The organism is Porphyromonas sp. HMSC077F02 (assembly GCF_001815465.1).
Classification (GTDB): domain Bacteria; phylum Bacteroidota; class Bacteroidia; order Bacteroidales; family Porphyromonadaceae; genus Porphyromonas_A; species Porphyromonas_A somerae.
Window position 1 is genome coordinate 1 of the sequence record NZ_KV820639.1, and the last position, 18,950, is coordinate 18,950.

Sequence of the window (18,950 nt, forward strand, 5' to 3'; positions counted from 1 at the left end):
ATTTAGCACGGACCTCTGCCGAGGTCCTTACTTATAGACACCCTATTAAAATGTATACGGTAAGAACTTTCTAATGCGTAACCCATGAAGCGAGCCACCAAAGATTATCTACCCCTTTTTTGGTAACTTTGTGACTGAGGGAGAATGAGCATTGGGATACTAATATATATATGTGTGGAGAAAACTCTATGAGACGAATCAATATAGCCCTAGATGGGCACTCCTCTTGTGGCAAAAGCACCATTGCCAAGCGACTAGCTAGCCAACTCGACTATACTTACGTGGATACAGGGGCGATGTATCGCGGGGTGACCCTCTGGTCGCTCCGAGAGGGCCTTTGGTCCGATGGCCAACCTTGCGAGGAGGCCATCAGCCAGCGAGTGGCACAGGAGGTCACCCTCGCATTCGAAACAAAAGCAGATGGCCAGCACCTCCTCCTCAATGGAGAGGATGTAGAGCGAGAGATTCGGGGCATGGAGGTCTCCAACCACGTGAGCCCCATCAGCACCATCGCAGCGGTACGAAAATACCTAGTAGCCATACAGCAATCATGGGTTTCAGCAGGTGGTGTGGTGATGGATGGCCGAGATATCGGCACTGTAGTCATGCCCCATGCCGAGCTCAAGTTTTTCGTCACCGCCACACCAGAAGTACGAGCTGCCCGACGTGTGGCAGAGCTACGTAGCCGTGGCGACGAGGTGGGCTACGAGGAGGTGCTACAGAATGTAGAGGCACGCGATCGGATCGATAGCACCCGAGCCATCGACCCCCTTCGCCGTGCCGATGATGCCATCCTGCTAGACAATAGTGCACTATCCCTCGAGGAGCAACAGCAATTGGTATGGGAGGTGGCGATGCGCGTCATTCGGGGCAACTCCTCGGGCGAGCTATCAGTAGAGATCGATGAGGGGTCGGGCTTTTGCTTCGGAGTGATCCACGCCATCAGCAAGGCCGAGGCCGAGCTAAAGCTTCAGCGCCCCCTCTACTCCCTCGGCGATATCGTACACAACAGCGAAGAGGTTGCACGCCTCTCCCGAGAGGGGCTCCATGCAGTCGGCTACGACCAGCTACCATCGCTCAAGGGAGAGCGAGTACTCTTCAGAGCTCATGGCGAAGCCCCCAAGATCTACGAGGAGGCCCGAAAGCAGGGCATCGAGGTGATAGATGCTACCTGCCCTGTGGTACTCACCCTCCAAAAGCGGATCCGAACCAAGTACCTAGAGGGATTAGAAGAGGGACAGCAAATCGTGATCTTCGGAAAGCGAGGGCATGCCGAGGTGAATGGACTGGTGGGCCAAACCGATGGCACCGCCATCGTGGTACAATCGGTAGAAGAGGCACGTGAATTGATTGATCCTAATCGCGCTGTAGCACTATTTAGTCAGACCACTATGGATCAGAACCAGTTTGAGGCACTTCACACCGCCCTGCGTGAATGGGTTCACGAAGGGGTGAAGGTGGAGTGGTACGATACCATCTGCCGACAGGTCTCCAATCGGGTCCCCGAAATCACCCAGTTTGCCAAGGAAAAGGATTGGGTCTACTTCATCGCCGGAGCTCACAGCAGTAATGGCAAGGTGCTCTACCAAACCGCCCTACGTGCCAACCTTAATACCCACTTCATCACCTCCCCCGACGAGATCACCACTCCCCTCCCCTCCTGGGTACACACGGTGGGTATCTGCGGAGCTACCTCTACCCCAAGGTGGCAGATGGAGGCGGTAAAACAAAAAATAGAGGAGTGCGCATCCACTCCCCCACCTCACGACAAATAATCACTTTTTACCCCCTTGCATAAAGGGCAAAAGTGGAGATGCAACTAAGCATTTGCTGAGTTGCAACTAAGCAATTGACGAGTTGCAACTAACCGATTGCTTAGTTGCAACTAAGAAAACGCTAGTGTATAGTGCTAAGAATCAATCCATTACAAAAGGCGATTTTATCGGGCACAAAAGTCGAGAGTCTAATTGTCGGTAGTTGCCAAAGAAGGGTAATCAACAGCCTCTGTCTGAGACTGATGATAAAGCTATTTTTCACCTCAGCTGGAGAAAAATTACTAGCATTATGACGTATACAGGCAGTAGGGGGAATTCTAATTTTTCAGCTATGATAACTGTCTCGAAATATTGAGGTAACAGCGATAATTTTTGGTAGATTTGCGGAAAGGTGTGGGGTTAGTTGGGGGAGTAGAATAGATAATCAATTAAGGCATGACGAGTAATCATCAATGGGTTCGATGGATCTTGGCGCTAGTGGGGTGCCTAGCACTGCTCTTGCTAGTGGAGAGTTGCTCCAAGCAGTCGCCGATTCCCATGAGTGTGAGGAGGCTCTACCTTGTGATACTGGAAGAAAAGGATGAGGCTGGTAGATACCGTACGCTCATCAAGGAGGAGGGGTCGACGACGCCAAAACCTTTCATTGCTATCAAGGAGATTGAAGGTTTTGACCGCCATTATCAGGAGGGACAGCGATATCAGATCATCGTAAAAGAGTTGACCTCAAGAGGAGAGATAAGGTTTATATGGACAGGAAAAAATTGGCCGGAATAGGTGGAATAGCGATATGAGTGACGAAAGCTCTATAGTGAGGGAAGCCCCGACGCAGGCGTGGTGGCACCCCAATAGGCTCTTCATCGGTAGCAAAGCAATATGGGCTATAATGCTGGTACTGATGTCGATTAGCCTATGGATTGTTTTTTCTTCGACCAGCACCAAGGCGTTTGGCTCTTGGGCGAGTGGAGGTGGCTTCTTTAATATGTTTGGAAAGCACATACTTTCAATGGGATTAGCCATTGGGCTCTGTGTGGCGGTATCACATATTCCACTACGTTTCTTTAGGAAGTATGCGAGGCTCTTTTTATTTTTCAGTTTTATCCTACTCCTCTACGTGCTTTTTAGGGGCCAGGATCTCAATGATGCAAAGCGACAAATCTCACTCGCTGGTATCTCCTTTCAGCCTTCAGAGCTAGCGAGGCTTGCCTTGATCAACTTTGTGGCAACGCAACTGAGGTTCAAAGATGGGCGACACGCTTCGGCACGTAACTTCTGGGTGATATTCATCACCACCGGTTTATTTTGTCTGCCTATCTTCCTAGAGAATATATCGACAGCTCTGATCCTCGCCTCGGTGGTCTTTTGTATCTCTTACATGGGAGGTGCCAATCGGAAGATGATGAGGCGATTGCTTTTGGGGGGCTTAGGGGCTTTGGCATTGGTGATTATGCTACTAGTTTTGGTGCCAAGTATTCGAGAGGGAGGAGTAACTCGCTTGGGCACAGGCTATGCTCGAATTGAGCGATTCATAACGCAAGTGGGGGCACCTATCAATTCGGATACCTACAGCGATATTGATGGAAAGGATCTGCAGATTGTTTCATCACAAAGGGCGATTGCCAATAGCCACCTGCTGGGTGTAGGCTTTGGCAAAAGTGAGATGCGTAACCTCCTTCCCGAGCCATATTCGGACTTTGTATTTAGCATCTTGGTGGAGGAAGGGGGAATTGCCGCAGCTATCTTGGTGGTACTGACCTACTTGGCTCTATTCTTTATTATCGGAGGGATCGGAAGGCGTACCAATAGTGTCTACCAAACCCTCTTGGTACAGGGGATAGGGTTGATTATCACACTACAAGCCTTCCTGCATATGCTCATCTGTGTCAATCTATTCCCGATCACTGGGCAAAACCTCCCATTTATCAGTCGAGGTGGCTCTAGCTATCTAGTGACGGGGATTTACTTCGGCATCCTTTTGGCGGTAAGCCACGATAATAAACGGAAGGAGGAGGAGCGGATTGCCAAAGCAGGGGGTCTCAACCAAATAGTTGCTACAGAGGCGATCCCAGAGATGCCTCCAATAGAGAGTGAACCAATAGAAAATGTGGAGCCATGAGTACAAAACTAACCAATGTAATCATCAGCGGTGGTGGCACAGGGGGGCATATATTCCCCGCCATCTCTATTGCCAATGAGATAAAACGTCGATACCCAGAGTGTGAGGTGACCTTTGTGGGCGCCAAGGGACGTATGGAGGAGGAAAAGGTACCTGCAGCAGGGTATGATATCATCTTGCTACCAGTAGAGGGATTGAGCCGAGGCAAGAATCCCATTAAGCTATTCATCACCCTTTGGAAACTACTTAAGAGCCGACAACAAATCCGTAAAGAGCTAAAAAGGATCCGGCCACAAATCGTGATCGGTGTGGGAGGGTATGCCAGTGCCCCTACCCTTTTGGAGGCAAATGGGCTAAAGATACCGACTTTGGTGCAGGAGCAAAATTCATTTGCAGGCAAAACAAATAAATTAGTCGGCAAAAAGGCGGAGACAATTTGTGTGGCATACAAGGATATGGCTCGCTTTTTTCCGAAGGGAAAAAACCTCATACTTACGGGAAATCCAATCCGTAAGCAATTGGCTGATATACAACCACACGCTATAGAGGCGTATCAGCACTTCAAGCTAGACCCTAAAAAAAGAACGCTCTTAGTGATTGGGGGAAGCCTTGGAGCACGGACAATCAATGAGAGTATGGCAGCTGCCGTGAAGCTTTTTGCGAGCGAGCGGGAGACCATGCAACTCCTATGGCAGTGCGGAAAGGGCTACATAAAAGAGGGGCAAGAGCATCTCAAAAGCCAAGGGTTGGAAGATAAAAACATTGTACTCACTGACTTTATCAACCGTATGGACTATGCCTACTCGGTGGCCGATCTGGTGATCTCTAGGGCGGGAGCTAGCTCTATCTCGGAGCTATGTATGCTGGGGAAGCCTTCGATCTTGGTACCTAGCCCTAATGTGGCGGAGGATCACCAAACTAAAAATGCTCAAGCTCTGGTAGCGGATAACGCTGCGGTGATGGTGGCGGATGCCGACGCACGAGAGGCTTTGGTGCCGAAAGCTCTAGAGCTACTTGGGGCGGAGAAACAGCTGGAGGTGCTGGGCACCAATGCCCTGAAGCTAGCCTGTCCAAAGGCGGATGAGACGATCGTGGATGAGGTGGTGAAAATTGTGGAGAAGTGGGAAGCGAAGAAAGCCACAAAGAAGTAGATATGAAAGGGAAGAGTTATTTTTTCATCGGTATTGGGGGCATCGGCATGAGTGCCATTGCCCGCTATTTCCTTGCCGAAGGGGCCCATGTGGGAGGATATGATAGGATCCGCTCAAAGGTTTCCACGGCTTTGGAGGAGGCAGGAGCAGAGATTATCTATGAAGATCGTCCGGAGCTGATTCCCACCAAATACCAAGCACCTAGGGAGGTGCAGGTAGTCTACACGCCTGCAATACACGAGGATAATCATATCCGCCAATACTACGCACAGCACGGCTACGAGCAGGTGAAGCGTGCGGTAGTGCTGGGGCAGATCACCCGAAGGCAAAAAGCACTCTGTGTGGCGGGCACGCATGGTAAGACTACTACTAGTACACTTTTGGCTCATCTCCTTGAGCAGTCGCACATTGGTGCCAACGCATTTCTCGGTGGAGTTTCCCAAAATAGTGGAAGCAATCTTTACTTAAACCCCAATAGCCCTTATGTGGTTATCGAAGCGGATGAGTATGATCGCTCGTTTCATCAAATAACCCCAACGCACGCGATTATCACCTCTACAGAGCCAGACCACCTCGATATTTATGGAACACCTGAGGCATACCGAGAGGCTTTTCAGATCTTTGCCGAAAAGATGATTGCAGGAGGAGTATTGCTCCTCAATGAGAAGGCACATTTAGATAGATGCCCTGAGGGGGTGACGCTATTTCGCTATGGGAGCTCTTCACAATCGGACTATTGGTATAGCAATGTGACCTACCACAATGCAGAGCTTTACTTCGACTGGCACTACCCTGATGGGTGCTACCAACAGCTCCAAATCGGCACACCAGTGGAGATCAATGTACTGAATGCTACGGCGGCACTGGCACTAGCTCAGCACCTAGGAGCGACTGAGGAGGAATTGAGGGAGGGATTGAAGAGTTTCTTGGGAAGCCGTCGCCGCTTTGAACGATGGCTCAATGAGCCCCAACACCCGGTGATGATTGATGATTATGCCCATCACCCCGATGAAATCAAGGCATCGCTCACCTCTATTCGGAAGCTTTACCCAGACAAAGAGATCGCAGTGGTTTTTCAGCCCCACCTCTTTAGTCGTACTGCTGACTTTATGAAGGAGTTTGCCGAAGCACTTTCGGTGGTGGATAATGTGATTTTAATTCCAATCTACCCGGCCCGTGAAGAGCCTATCCCGGGGGTGACATCAGATGCATTGGCAAAGTTAGTTACCTCTCCGCTAAAGGCCTCTGTGACGAAGGAGGGGTTGATCCCTGAGCTACGCAAGCACCACTTTGATGTGCTAGTAATGATGGGGGCAGGAGATATTGAGTATCTGCTCCCCGAGGTACGTGACTATCTCAAGAGTGTAGTGATATGACGAGAAAGAAAGCCTCAACCCTATTCATTTGGCTGATAGCACTCACCCTATTAGGGGTTATGGGCTACTCTTACTTTGCCTTCCGAGGGCAGTCTCGCTACATTGTGCAGCCCAATCGTACTCGCATAGTGATCCATGGGAGTGAGGCAGGTTTTTTAGATAAGGATGATGTGTCGCGCATACTTCCCATTGATATTACCGACACCACGACGGTCTCTGTGGATTTAGCAGGGATAGAAGGCCGAGTACGCCAAGAAATACCCTATGCCAAGAAGGTTAATGCTTATATTTCGCCCGCGGCGCATCAGATGACGGTACAGGTGGAGAGTCGCAAACCAGTCTTGCGCTTTTTCTCTGACCAAGGCTCCTTTTACCTCGATGATGAGGGGAACCCAATGCGTACGAAGGTGGGCGTCTCGGTATACCTTCCCATTGTAAGAGCTCACCAGGTCGACTCTATCACGCTCAAGCAGACGCTTTTACCTCTCAGTCAGTTTATGCAGACACACGAGGATTGGGCCTCTTTTTTCAGTGTGATTGAACTGAAGGAGGGCAATCGCCTGCACTTCTATCCACGAGTTGGTGACTATATATTTGAGGTGTTGGGAACGACTAATCTGGAGGAGGACCTGGAGAAGATACATACCTTTTACAATAAGATTGTGCCACAAGTGGGAGCAAATCGCTATCAACTGGTCAAACTCTCTTATTCTGGGCAGATTGTGTGTAAGCGTCGCCCATAACCGACCTCCAAAAAGAGACGAAAAAGCTTTAATCATTAACACCACTCAATAATTTTGGGTAAGTTTGTGCAAAGAGTTGTATCACCCGATAGGGCAACCTATTGAGGGGAACATATTAGACATTATAATATTCTATATATAGATGAGTACTAGAGAGCTAAGTGAGCAGGAGGTATTAAGACGTCAGAGTCTGGAGAAGTTGAGAGAAATGGGAATTAACCCCTATCCAGCAGAGGAATTCAAAGTGACTGCATATGCCGATGAGGTATTGGCGTCATTTGATGATGAAGCCCCTCGGAGAGAGGTGAGTATGGCAGGACGTATTATGATGCGTCGTATCATGGGTAAAGCTTCATTCTGTGAGCTACAAGACTCCACGGGGCGTATCCAGCTCTACGTAACTCGCGACGATATTGCACCTGGTGAGGATAAAGAGCTCTATAATACGGTATTTAAGAAGCTCCTAGATATCGGTGACTTCATTGGCATTAAGGGATATGTATTCCGTACCAAGATGGGTGAGGTATCTATCCACGTACAGGAGCTGAAGCTCCTATCCAAGAGCTTACGCCCTCTTCCTGTGGTGAAAGTGAAGGATGGCGTCACTTACGATGCCTTTGGTGACCCTGAGCAGAGGTACCGCATGAGATATGTGGACCTTGTGGTGAACCCTCAAGTGAAGGAGGTATTTATCAAGCGTAGTAAGACTTTCAAGGCGATGCGTGAATTTCTAGACGCACGTGGCTATCTGGAGGTGGAGACTCCTATCTTACAAAGTATCCCAGGTGGTGCTGCAGCTCGTCCTTTTGTCACTCACCACAATGCTCTGGATATACCACTCTACCTGCGTATTGCTAATGAGCTTTACCTAAAGCGACTAATTGTGGGTGGATTCAATGGGGTGTATGAGTTTAGCAAAAACTTCCGCAATGAGGGAATGGACCGTACACACAATCCAGAATTCACAGCGATGGAGGTCTATGTGCCCTACACCGACTACAACTGGATGATGGAGATGACGGAGCAGATGCTAGAGTACATCGCTATTCAGGTAAATGGAACGACTAAGACCAAGGTGGGTGACCGAGAGATTGACTTTAAGGCGCCCTACCCTCGTGTGACGATGCGTGATGCCATCCTGAAGTACACTGGCTTTGACATCAAGGGAAAGAGCGAGGAGGAGCTCCGTGAAGCATGTAAGGCTCAGGGAATAGCTGTGGATAAAACTATGGGCAAGGGCAAGCTGATTGATGAGCTATTTGGTGAGAAGTGTGAGGGCAATTACATTCAACCCACCTATATCACCGACTATCCTGTGGAGATGTCGCCACTTACAAAGATGCATCGCACTGAGCCCGAAATCACGGAGCGCTTCGAATTAATGGTCAATGGTAAGGAGCTCCTCAATGCCTATTCGGAGCTGAATGATCCTATTGACCAATTGGAGCGTTTCCAACATCAGATGGAGCTTTCGGAGAAGGGCGATGATGAGGCGATGCTAATTGACCAAGACTTTGTAAGAGCATTGGAGTATGGTATGCCACCAACGAGCGGCATGGGAATCGGAATGGACCGTTTTGTGATGCTACTGACGGGACAAGAAAGCATACAAGAGGTGCTTCTATTCCCTCAAATGAAGCCGGAGGTAAAGGCGAAGAGTGAAACAACAGAAAAAGACGATGAGTAACTGGCAACCGGGTAAAATAGGGATCATCGGTAGCGGTAGTTGGGGTACTGCTCTTGCCAAGATTGTCTTGGAGCATGAGGAGCGTATCAATTGGTACTTCCGCTTCGGAGAGACGGTGCGGCAGTTTAAGCACTCGCAGCATAACCCTACCTACCTTACTAGTCAGATTTTTGATACGGATAGGATTGATTTCTTTACGGATATTCCTAAGATCGTAGCTAAGTCTGACACCCTTATATTAGTGACCCCATCCCCTTACATCAAGGGAACACTTGATAAGGCAAAGCCTGGCTCGCTTCAGAAGAAAACCATTCTCAACGCAGTTAAGGGTATTATCCCCGACAACTATGTAGTGATTTCGGACTACTTGAGCGACCAACTACAGATACCAGAGGAGCAAATAGCAGTGATCAGTGGTCCAACTCACGCAGAGGAGGTGGCACTTGAGCGATTGAGCTACCTTACATTGGCTTGCAGTAATGGGAAGAGGGCAGAGCAGATGAGTCAGATATTTAATTCTGATTACACGTTTTGTAATGTCAGTACGGACGTGCGTGGAATAGAGCTGGGGAGTGTACTAAAGAACATCTACGCTATAGCTGCTGGGGTATGCCAAAGCCTTCGCATGGGAGATAACTTCCAAGCGGTACTGCTCTCCAACGCAATAAAGGAGATGGACTACTTCCTCTCGGAAGTGACTGATGCGGAGCGAAATATTAATGACTCTGTGTACCTTGGTGACCTATTGGTAACTGGCTACTCGCGATACAGTCGCAACCGCACTCTCGGAACTCTGATAGGAAAAGGGTACTCGGTGATGCAGGCACAAGATGAAATGGAGCTGACACCAGAGGGATATTATGGGGCGAAGTGCATCCATGTACTGCTGAAGAAGCACCGTATTGAGCTACCTATAGCACAAGCTGTCTATGACCTCCTCTACAAGAAGGAGAATGCACGTGAGACCTTTGAAAAACTTAGCTTAAAACTAAAGTAAAGATAGATAAGATGAAAGTAAATATAAATAATGCTCTTAGGGATAATAAGGTAAAGAGTCTTTATGAAGCACTCTTGCCAAAAGCTAAAGAGTGTCACCAACTCCTACACTCAGAAGAAGGCAAGGGTAATGACTTCCTCGGCTGGAGAGAGCTTCCATTTGAGATCTCTGATGAGATGTTAGCAGATATCCAAGAGACTGCTGATAGGCTACGGAAAGATTGTGAGTATGTTATCTCAATCGGTATCGGTGGCTCCTATCTAGGGATCAAAGCGGTAGTTGAAGCACTTTCGGACTCGTTTGCTCATCTAAAACCAGCCACAGGTGCCCACTTGCTATTTGCAGGACACCACATCTCTGAGGATTATCTTGCAGAGCTTCTAGACCTAGTGAAAGGGCATAAGTTTGGGCTCATCAACATCTCAAAGAGTGGCACTACGACTGAGCCAGCTATTGCCTTCCGCCTCCTTAAGCAACTGCTAGAGGAGCAGGAGGGAGAGGAATTTGCTCGCCAACATATTGTAGCCATCACAGACCAGTCAAAGGGAGCCCTCCGCACCCTTGCAGATAAGAAAGGATACAAGAGCTATGTTATTCCAGACAATGTAGGTGGCCGCTTTAGCGTACTGACCCCGGTAGGTCTTCTTCCCATTGCTACAGCTGGCTTTGATATTAAGGCCTTGGTTAATGGAGCGAAAGATATGGCTCAAAAGCTAGATATTAATAGCAAGGAGGCGACTATTGTAGAGCAACATGCTGCTACGCGGATTGCTCTATATCAGAGTGGCAAGAAGATTGAGCTTTTAGTCAACTTCCACCCCAAGATGCACTATATTAATGAGTGGTGGAAACAACTCTTTGGAGAGAGTGAAGGGAAAGACCACAAGGGAATATTCCCAGCTGCTGTGGACTTCACCACTGACCTGCACTCTATGGGGCAGTGGATCCAAGATGGGGAGCGGATCATCTTTGAGACCTTTGTGACGGTAGATGAGAGCGAGCGCCACCTTGAGATACCAAGCGATCAAGAGAATCTTGATGGTCTTAATTTTATTGCCGGCAAACGGATTAGCTTTGTCAACAAACAGGCTGAGAAAGGAACTATGTTGGCTCACCTAGACGGAAGCGTACCACTAGTTAATATCACCTTACCACGGCTAGATGCATACAATATTGGGCAGCTCTTTTATTACTTTGAGAAGCTTGTAGCGATTAGTGGGTACCTCACTGAGGTCAACCCATTTGACCAACCGGGTGTAGAAGCCTACAAAAAGAATATGTTTGCACTACTGAATAAGCCTGGATACGAGGAAGCTTCTAAGGCTATTCAAGGACGTGTCAATGAACTGTAACACCTATGGATAAAAGCTACAATACACTTTCAAAGCCTCTGATCCTACCTGAGTATGGGAGGCATATCCAAAATATGGTAGATTACTGCTTAACGCTGAAGGACAAAGCAGAGAGGCAGCGCTGTGCAGAGTCAATTATCGCCACGATGGATATGGTCTCAACGCGTGATAAGGAGCGGGAAGATCATATGCAAGTGTTGTGGGATCACCTCTACATTATGTCGGACTTCAAACTGGATATTGACTTCCCCTATCAGGTGACCTCAAAAGAGGAGTACCACTCGCAGATAAAATGTGCACTAGATAATGACCACCAACAAAAACCTCTCTATAGGCACTATGGTAGGATTATTGAGCGAATGATACAAGCAGTATTGGCACTGTCAGAGGGCGAAGAGCGTGATGCATTGGCAAGGGAAACTGCCTTGCAGATGAAACGTAGCTATATGCAGTGGAATAAGGACAGCGTAGCCAATGCTAAGATTTTTTCAGATCTCTATGAGCTATCGGAGGGGAAAATATATTTGGATGAGCTAACTTGTCAGCTACCCGATGCTAAGGAATTCGCCTCTCAAGCTCCACAAAAGGAGAACCGTACCTACACTATGAAAAGGAATAAGAATAACCGTAGGAAGCGGAGGTAATTACATCATCTATAAATATTAAAGTACTATGAGTTCGTTTGTTGTAGAGGGAGGGCACCAACTCCGTGGTAATATCCATCCACAAGGGGCAAAGAATGAAGCCCTGCAAGTTATTTCGGCAGTGCTTCTCACTAAAGAGGAGGTGCAGATCAGCAATATCCCTGATATCTTGGACGTCAATAACTTGATCCAGCTACTAATGGATATGGGGGTGCAGGTAAAGAAACTGACAGCGGACACATATTCTTTCAAGGCCGATAATATCAACCTAGACTTTGCCTACTCTAAGGCTTTCCTAGAGGCAAGTGGAAAGCTTCGAGGTAGTGTGCTTCTCATTGGACCGCTTTTAGCTAGGTTCAAGAAAGCATTGATAGGCAAACCTGGTGGCGATAAGATAGGAAGACGAAGGCTAGATACTCACTTCCAAGGATTTATAGACCTTGGTGCTCAGATGAAGTATGATGCCACAAAAGAACTCTTTACAATAGAGGCAGAAAAGCCAATGCGGGGCACCTATATGCTGCTGGAAGAAGCCTCTGTAACTGGTACAGCAAATATTATCATGGCAGCTGTGCTCACTGAAGGTACTACCACGATATATCACGCTGCATGCGAACCATACATTCAGCAACTTTGCCGGATGCTTGTACGGATGGGAGCAAAAATTGAAGGTATCGGGAGCAACCTACTTACCATCACTGGTGTGGAGAGCTTAGGAGGTACACAGCATAGGCTTTTGCCTGATATGATTGAGGTGGGTAGCTTTATCGGAATGGCAGCTATGACAGGGTCGGAGATTACCATCAAGGAGTCCGATGTACACGAATTAGGTATCATTCCCAATGCCTTCAGGCGATTGGGGATTACCGTTGAAGAGCGAGATAATGACCTCTATGTACCAGCACACGACCATTATGAGATAGAGAGCTTTATGGATGGCTCCATCATGACCATTGCCGATGCTCCTTGGCCAGGGCTAACGCCAGACCTTTTGAGTGTGTTACTCGTTACTGCCACACAAGCAAGGGGTAGTGTCTTGATCCACCAAAAGATGTTTGAAAGCCGACTATTCTTTGTAGATAAGCTGATTGATATGGGAGCTCAAATCATACTTTGCGACCCACACAGAGCTACGGTGATAGGGCTTGACCGTAAGTTTAAGCTCAGGGGCGGCACAATGGTTTCGCCAGATATCCGTGCTGGTATTGCACTACTCATCGCAGCTATGTCGGCCGATGGAACTAGTAGAATCAATAATATTGACCAAATCGATAGGGGCTATCAATCTATTGATAAACGACTCAATCAATTAGGAGCAGCCATCACCCGCGTATAAATATATATATGAGGAGTATGCTCAACCCCTACCCTACAATAGAAGGTAATGATCTAACCCTTTACGGAAAGGTACGTAGGACGCACGGATACCAAGGGGAGCTTTTGGTGGCACTCTCTTCGCCAACATACGAGGAGATACTGCCTGAGTTTCTATTTCCTGTGATTGATGAGATACCTATCCCCTATCGTGTGGAGCAGATAAGAGGAAGTGCCGAACAACTAATTATCAAGCTCCAAGAGCTTCATAACCTATGCGAGGCGGAGCCCTTCGTAGGCTGTGACCTTATGATCCTTAAGGAAGAACTACCAATGGGCGAAGCGCCTGATATTTCAAAACTCATTGGTTACACCCTACTACATGATAATGGAGAGGTGATTGGAGAAATAGTAGCAATAGATAGTACCACAACCAATATCTTGCTCCTAGTAGAGCTTGCAAAAAACAATAAGCAAGTACCTATACCACTTACCCCTGAGTGGCTAATAGAACTTGATGAGGAAAGTAGAAAACTAACTCTCAACTTCCCTATGGAACTACTTGAGCTTTAACCCATCTTTACCCACTTCATTCTTAATAAAAACAGTGAGAAGGGGGTCAAAAAGATGTTATTTTGCAAGGTTTGGCACATTCTCAAGGTTATTTGAAAGGTATTGGGTACCTTTATCATCGAATATAAAATCATTATCGTTTATTCACACTTTAAGAAACACTGTGACAATGAAAAAGCACAATTTTTATGCTGGTCCCTCAATCCTAAATGAGGGAGTAATCAAAGAGGCTGGCAAGGCAGTTGAAAACTTTGCAGGTACTGGCCTTTCAATCCTAGAGGTATCTCACAGAGGTAAGGAGTTCGTAGCCGTAATGGACGAGACCGTAGCCCTCTTCAAGGAGCTTCTAGACGTTCCTGAGACACACGAGGTTGTTTTCGTTGGAGGTGGTGCTAGCCTACAATTCTACATGAGTGCACTCAACTTCCTTAATAAGAAGGCTGCCTATCTAGATACAGGCACATGGTCAAGCAAGGCCATCAAGGAGGCTAAGCGCGTAGGTGAGGTAGTAGTAGTAGCAAGCTCTAAGGACGACAACTACACTCATATCCCTGAGTACACCGTGCCAGGTGATGTAGACTACTTCCACTACACTTCCAATAACACCATATATGGTACAGAGATCAAGAAGGATCCAGAGGTTAGTGTACCTCTTATCTGCGATATGTCTTCTGATATCTTTAGCCGTCCAGTAGACGTATCTAAGTACGACCTTATCTATGGTGGTGCGCAGAAGAACCTTGCCCCTGCAGGTGTTACTTTCGCAGTAGTAAAGAAGGATGCTGTTGGTAAGGTAGATCGCGACCTTCCTACTATGCTCAACTATCAGACTCATATTGACAAGGGTAGCATGTTCAACACTCCTCCAGTATTCCCAATCTATGTAGCTCTTCAAACCCTTAAATGGTACAAGAGCCTAGGTGGTATCCCTGCAATGCAGAAGAGAAATGAGGAGAAGGCTGCTCTTCTTTATGATGCTATTGATAGCTCTAAGATCTTCCGTGGTACTGCTCGTGAGCAAGATCGTTCACTCATGAACATCTGCTTTGTGATGAAGGATGAGTACAAGGAGCTTGAGAAGGACTTCCTAGACCTAGCTACTTCTCGTGGTATGATGGGTATCAAGGGTCACCGCTCTGTTGGTGGTTTCCGTGCCTCTACATACAACGCACTTCCTATCGAGAGCGTAAAGGCTCTGATAGATGTGATGAAGGAGTTTGAGAAGAAGATCTGATCACAGTCAATCATTAATGCCGCATCTATGGAGCAGTGGTCATGACCACTGCTCCGTGGACGCGGTTTATATCAAAATACCAAATACACTAAATAACGAATATAGAAATTATGGCAAAAGTATTAATCGCTACTGAAAAACCATTTGCACCTGTAGCTGTAGAGAAGATTAGAGGCATCATTGAGAATAACGGTCTTGAACTTGTACTGCTAGAGAAGTACACAGAGAAAAGCCAACTACTAGACGCTGTAAAGGACGTTGACGCTATGATCGTACGTAGCGACAAAGTAGATGCAGAGGTAATTGAGGCTGCTAAGAACCTTAAGATCGTAGTGCGTGCTGGTGCAGGATACGATAACGTAGACTGTGATGCAGCGACAAAGCACAATGTAGTAGTGATGAACACCCCTGGACAAAACGCCAACGCTGTAGCGGAGCTTGTATTTGGCATGCTACTCTATCATGTGCGTAAGAACTTCACTGGAGCGTCCGGTAGCGAGCTTATGGGTAAGCGCCTAGGTGTGATGAGCTATGGTAATATCGGTGAAAATGCTGCTCGTATCGCTAAGGGCTTCGGTATGCACGTATATGCATACAGCCGTTCAACCCCAGCAGACTATTTCTTTAAGGATGGCTATGAGTTCTTCGTAAATCGCAAGGCAATGTTTGAGGTTTGCGACATCATGGTACTTGCTATGCCATCTGCAGCTAACACCAAGGGCATGATCAATTATGAGCTAATGAGCGCTATGCCAAAGGGGGCTATCCTAGTGAATATTGCTCGTAAGGATCTTATCAATGAGGCTGACCTCATGAAGGTACTAGCAGAGCGTCCAGACCTTAGCTACCTCACCGACGTGAAGCCAGATGCAGAGGCTGAGATCATAGAGAAGTTTGGTAAGCAGTACTTCTCAACTGCCAAGAAGATGGGTGCACAAACCGCAGAGGCTAACATCAATGCCGGTATGGCTGCTGCTTCTCAAATCGCTAGCTATCTTCTTACTGGCAACGAAAAGTTCAGAGTAAATAAGTAAATCATAGTAGTAAGGTAAGCAGATGGAGTGATGGCTAAAAAAGTCGCACTCCATCTACCTACCCCTCACTCCTCAATACAAATAAGAAAGATATGATCGTTAAACCATTTAGAGGCATTCGCCCTCCAAAAAACCTAGTAGAAAAGGTTAATTCTCGCCCTTATGATGTACTGAATTCCGACGAAGCTCGCAAGGAGGCAGAGGGTAATGAGATGTCGCTTTACCACATAATCCGCCCTGAGATCAACTTCCCTGTGGGAAAGGACGAGCACGATGAGGATGTGTATGAGATGGCTGCAAAGCAATTTGCACTATTCCAAGAGAAAGGGTGGCTCGTAAAAGACGAAAAGCCATGCTACTACATCTATGCACAGACCATGGATGGTAGGACACAGTATGGTATCGTGCTTGGTGCTTACGTAGATGACTATATGCAAGGCAGGATCAAGAAACACGAACTTACTCGTAAGGATAAAGAGGAAGATCGTATGAAGCACGTGCGCGTCAACAATGCCAACGTAGAGCCTGTATTCTTTGCATTTGAGGATAATACCACCCTACAGGGCATCATTGACAAGTACAATAAGACTACTCCAGAGTACGACTTTGTTGCCGATATAGATGGCTTTGGACACACCTTCTGGGTGATTAGTGACGATAAGGACATTGAGACCATCACCAAGGCTTTCAAGGAGATCCCTTACATGTACATAGCTGATGGGCACCACAGATCTGCAGCAGCCGCACTTGTTGGAGATGAAAAGCGCAAGCAAAACCCCAACCACACTGGCAATGAGGAGTACAACTACTTTATGGCTGTTTGCTTCCCAGCAAGCCACCTACATATCATAGACTACAATCGTGTGGTAAAGGATCTGAATGGGATGACTCCTGCTCAATTCCTAGAGAAGCTAGAGGATAAGTTTGTAGTTGAGGACAAGGGGACTGATATCTACCATCCTAATAAGCTACACAACTTCTCACTTTACCTCGGTGGTCACTGGTATTCACTAACCGCTAAGGAAGGCACTTATGATGATAATGATCCAATTGGTGTCCTCGACGTAACCATTTCAAGTGATTACATCCTTCGCGACCTTCTAGATATTCAGGATCTTCGTACCAGCAACAGAGTTGACTTTGTAGGCGGTATCCGTGGACTAGAGGAGCTCAAGCGCCGTGTAGATAGTGGAGAGATGATCGCTGCCCTAGCACTCTATCCAGTGACTATGGATCAGCTTATCAATATTGCCGATACTGGTAATATCATGCCTCCAAAGACCACTTGGTTCGAGCCAAAACTGCGCTCCGGACTAGTTATCCACTCATTAGAGGAGGAGTAAGCAGCAGCTATGCTACGATTAGCAGGAATTTATTATATCTAAATACCAAACAAAGAGAAAGTGACACACTCCCCACCGCGGGGACTGTGCTCACTTTCTATATTTATTACTATTTCGCAATATTATTATGTCATCAAAAAAGAGAGTAGAGAGCGACCTACTAGGCGAGGTGGAGCTAGATAATAGCCACCTATATGGTGTACAAACGGCACGTGCCATTGACAACTTTAAGTTTTCGCCATTCAAAATCAACGACTATCCACACTTCGTTGAGGGACTAGCTCTTACCAAGAAAGGGGCAGCAATGGCCAATCATAAGCTAGGCCTACTCACCGATAAGCAAGCCAAAGCTATTGAGCAAGCCTGTGACGAAATCCTTGCTGGCAAGCATCACGAGCACTTTGTGGTAGATATGTTTCAGGGAGGTGCAGGTACTTCCACCAATATGAATGCCAATGAGGTCATCACCAACCGTGCCCTAGAGATTATGGGCTACGAGAGAGGCGACTACAAACACCTCAGCCCTAACGACCACACCAATCTATCACAGTCTACCAACGACGCCTACCCAACAGCCATTCACCTAGGTCTTTATACCACCTATGTGGAGATGATTCCTCACATTGAAGATCTGATCAAGAGCTTCAAAGCCAAAGGAAAAGAGTTTAAGAAGATCATCAAGATGGGGCGCACTCAGCTACAAGATGCAGTGCCTATGACCTTAGGTCAGACCTTCAACGCGTTTGCTTCCATTCTTGAGGAAGAGCTACCCAACCTTAAGCATGCTTGCGACCAACTATTGGTAAACAACATGGGGTCCACCGCTATCGGTACAGGTATCTGCTCAGTGCCTGGCTATCGCGAGGCGTGTGCCGAAGCATTGAGTGAGATCACTGGGTGGAAGGTGAAGATGGCAAAGGATATGGTTGCTGCCACTTCCGATACCTCACACATGATTGGCTTCTCTGGAGCCATCAAGCGAATCGCTGTAAAGCTCAGCAAGATATCCAACGACCTTCGTATCCTATCCAGTGGCCCAAGAGCAGGACTTAGCGAGATCAACCTCCCTGCACGTCAGCCAGGATCCAGCATCATGCCTGGCAAGGTCAATCCAGTGATCCCAGAGGTGGTGACTCAAGTTGCTATGAAGATCATTGGCAACGACATGTGCGTTACAATGGCTGGCGAGGCATCACAGATGGAGCTCAATGCCATGGAGCCAATTATGGCACAGTGCTGCTTTGAGAGTGCTCGCCTATTGGTAGAGGCTTGCGATACTCTTCGCACACTCTGTATCGATGGCATCACTGCCAATAAAAACATTACCGAAGAGCAAGTACATAGTAGCATTGGTGTTGTTACGGCACTTAACCCATACATCGGCTACAAGAACTCTACTAAGATTGCCAAGGAAGCGATCAACACCGGCAAAGGCATCGTAGAGATTGTACTAGAAAAGGGCATCCTCTCCAAGGAGCAACTAGACCAAATACTAGCTCCAGAAAACCTGATCAAGCCAGTACGTCTAGACATCAAGCCTCTAAAGAACTTCGAGGACTAATCCCCTCACCCACATAATACAATCGAGTAGGTCGGGAAACGAAAGTTTTCTGA

At 47.3% G+C, this 18,950-nt stretch carries 16 protein-coding genes and 1 pseudogene; all 17 read left to right on the forward strand.

Annotated features, from left to right (window positions below):
- Nucleotides 1-188: 188 nt before the first annotated feature.
- Nucleotides 189-770 (forward strand): annotated as a pseudogene (gene cmk, locus HMPREF3027_RS09745) ((d)CMP kinase); the annotation flags it as partial.
- Nucleotides 771-854: 84 nt separating this feature from the next.
- Nucleotides 855-1,775, forward strand: coding sequence for a 4-hydroxy-3-methylbut-2-enyl diphosphate reductase (locus tag HMPREF3027_RS09750; protein ID WP_070706888.1), 921 nt, complete (start codon nucleotides 855-857; stop codon nucleotides 1,773-1,775).
- A gap of 435 nt (nucleotides 1,776-2,210) precedes the next feature.
- Nucleotides 2,211-2,549 carry a hypothetical protein gene (locus tag HMPREF3027_RS02735; RefSeq protein ID WP_070706864.1) on the forward strand — a complete coding sequence of 113 codons (339 nt, stop codon included), beginning with the start codon at nucleotides 2,211-2,213 and terminating at the stop codon, nucleotides 2,547-2,549.
- A gap of 13 nt (nucleotides 2,550-2,562) precedes the next feature.
- Nucleotides 2,563-3,888, forward strand: a complete 1,326-nt coding sequence (locus tag HMPREF3027_RS02740) for an FtsW/RodA/SpoVE family cell cycle protein (protein ID WP_244401366.1) — start codon at nucleotides 2,563-2,565, stop codon at nucleotides 3,886-3,888.
- Complete coding sequence (murG, locus tag HMPREF3027_RS02745; protein ID WP_070706868.1) at nucleotides 3,885-5,039, forward strand: undecaprenyldiphospho-muramoylpentapeptide beta-N-acetylglucosaminyltransferase; 1,155 nt, start codon at nucleotides 3,885-3,887, stop codon at nucleotides 5,037-5,039. The genes HMPREF3027_RS02740 and murG overlap by 4 nt, the downstream gene beginning before the upstream one ends.
- A 2-nt stretch (nucleotides 5,040-5,041) precedes the next feature.
- Nucleotides 5,042-6,415 (forward strand): UDP-N-acetylmuramate--L-alanine ligase, encoded by a 1,374-nt coding sequence (gene murC / locus HMPREF3027_RS02750; protein ID WP_070706870.1) that lies wholly within the window; start codon nucleotides 5,042-5,044, stop codon nucleotides 6,413-6,415.
- Nucleotides 6,412-7,158 carry a cell division protein FtsQ/DivIB gene (locus HMPREF3027_RS02755; RefSeq protein ID WP_070706872.1) on the forward strand — a complete coding sequence of 249 codons (747 nt, stop codon included), beginning with the start codon at nucleotides 6,412-6,414 and terminating at the stop codon, nucleotides 7,156-7,158. The genes murC and HMPREF3027_RS02755 overlap by 4 nt, the downstream gene beginning before the upstream one ends.
- A gap of 142 nt (nucleotides 7,159-7,300) precedes the next feature.
- A complete protein-coding gene (gene lysS, locus HMPREF3027_RS02760) occupies nucleotides 7,301-8,845 on the forward strand; it encodes a lysine--tRNA ligase (RefSeq protein ID WP_018028147.1) in 1,545 nt (514 codons plus the stop codon).
- Nucleotides 8,838-9,842, forward strand: a complete 1,005-nt coding sequence (locus tag HMPREF3027_RS02765) for an NAD(P)H-dependent glycerol-3-phosphate dehydrogenase (RefSeq protein WP_018028148.1) — start codon at nucleotides 8,838-8,840, stop codon at nucleotides 9,840-9,842. The genes lysS and HMPREF3027_RS02765 overlap by 8 nt, the downstream gene beginning before the upstream one ends.
- 11 nt (nucleotides 9,843-9,853) lie before the next feature.
- Nucleotides 9,854-11,194: a glucose-6-phosphate isomerase gene (locus HMPREF3027_RS02770; RefSeq protein WP_070706874.1), complete on the forward strand. Its 1,341-nt coding sequence runs from the start codon at nucleotides 9,854-9,856 to the stop codon at nucleotides 11,192-11,194.
- Nucleotides 11,195-11,199: 5 nt separating this feature from the next.
- Entirely contained in the window at nucleotides 11,200-11,838 is a 639-nt protein-coding gene (locus tag HMPREF3027_RS02775; protein ID WP_070706876.1) for a DUF4290 domain-containing protein, read from the forward strand.
- A gap of 28 nt (nucleotides 11,839-11,866) precedes the next feature.
- A complete protein-coding gene (murA, locus tag HMPREF3027_RS02780; RefSeq protein WP_070706878.1) occupies nucleotides 11,867-13,174 on the forward strand; it encodes a UDP-N-acetylglucosamine 1-carboxyvinyltransferase in 1,308 nt (435 codons plus the stop codon).
- Nucleotides 13,175-13,182: 8 nt separating this feature from the next.
- Entirely contained in the window at nucleotides 13,183-13,725 is a 543-nt protein-coding gene (locus tag HMPREF3027_RS02785) for a ribosome maturation factor RimM (RefSeq protein ID WP_083317478.1), read from the forward strand.
- Between the two features lie 169 nt (nucleotides 13,726-13,894).
- Complete coding sequence (gene serC / locus HMPREF3027_RS02790; protein ID WP_021903890.1) at nucleotides 13,895-14,959, forward strand: 3-phosphoserine/phosphohydroxythreonine transaminase; 1,065 nt, start codon at nucleotides 13,895-13,897, stop codon at nucleotides 14,957-14,959.
- A 110-nt stretch (nucleotides 14,960-15,069) separates the two neighbouring features.
- The gene (locus HMPREF3027_RS02795; protein WP_070706882.1) at nucleotides 15,070-15,993 is read left to right on the forward strand and encodes an NAD(P)-dependent oxidoreductase; all 924 of its coding nucleotides are present in this window, start codon (nucleotides 15,070-15,072) and stop codon (nucleotides 15,991-15,993) included.
- Between the two features lie 92 nt (nucleotides 15,994-16,085).
- Complete coding sequence (locus tag HMPREF3027_RS02800; protein ID WP_070706884.1) at nucleotides 16,086-17,336, forward strand: DUF1015 domain-containing protein; 1,251 nt, start codon at nucleotides 16,086-16,088, stop codon at nucleotides 17,334-17,336.
- A gap of 127 nt (nucleotides 17,337-17,463) precedes the next feature.
- On the forward strand, nucleotides 17,464-18,897 hold the full coding sequence (locus tag HMPREF3027_RS02805) for an aspartate ammonia-lyase (protein ID WP_070706886.1): 1,434 nt from the start codon (nucleotides 17,464-17,466) through the stop codon (nucleotides 18,895-18,897).
- Nucleotides 18,898-18,950: the final 53 nt, after the last annotated feature.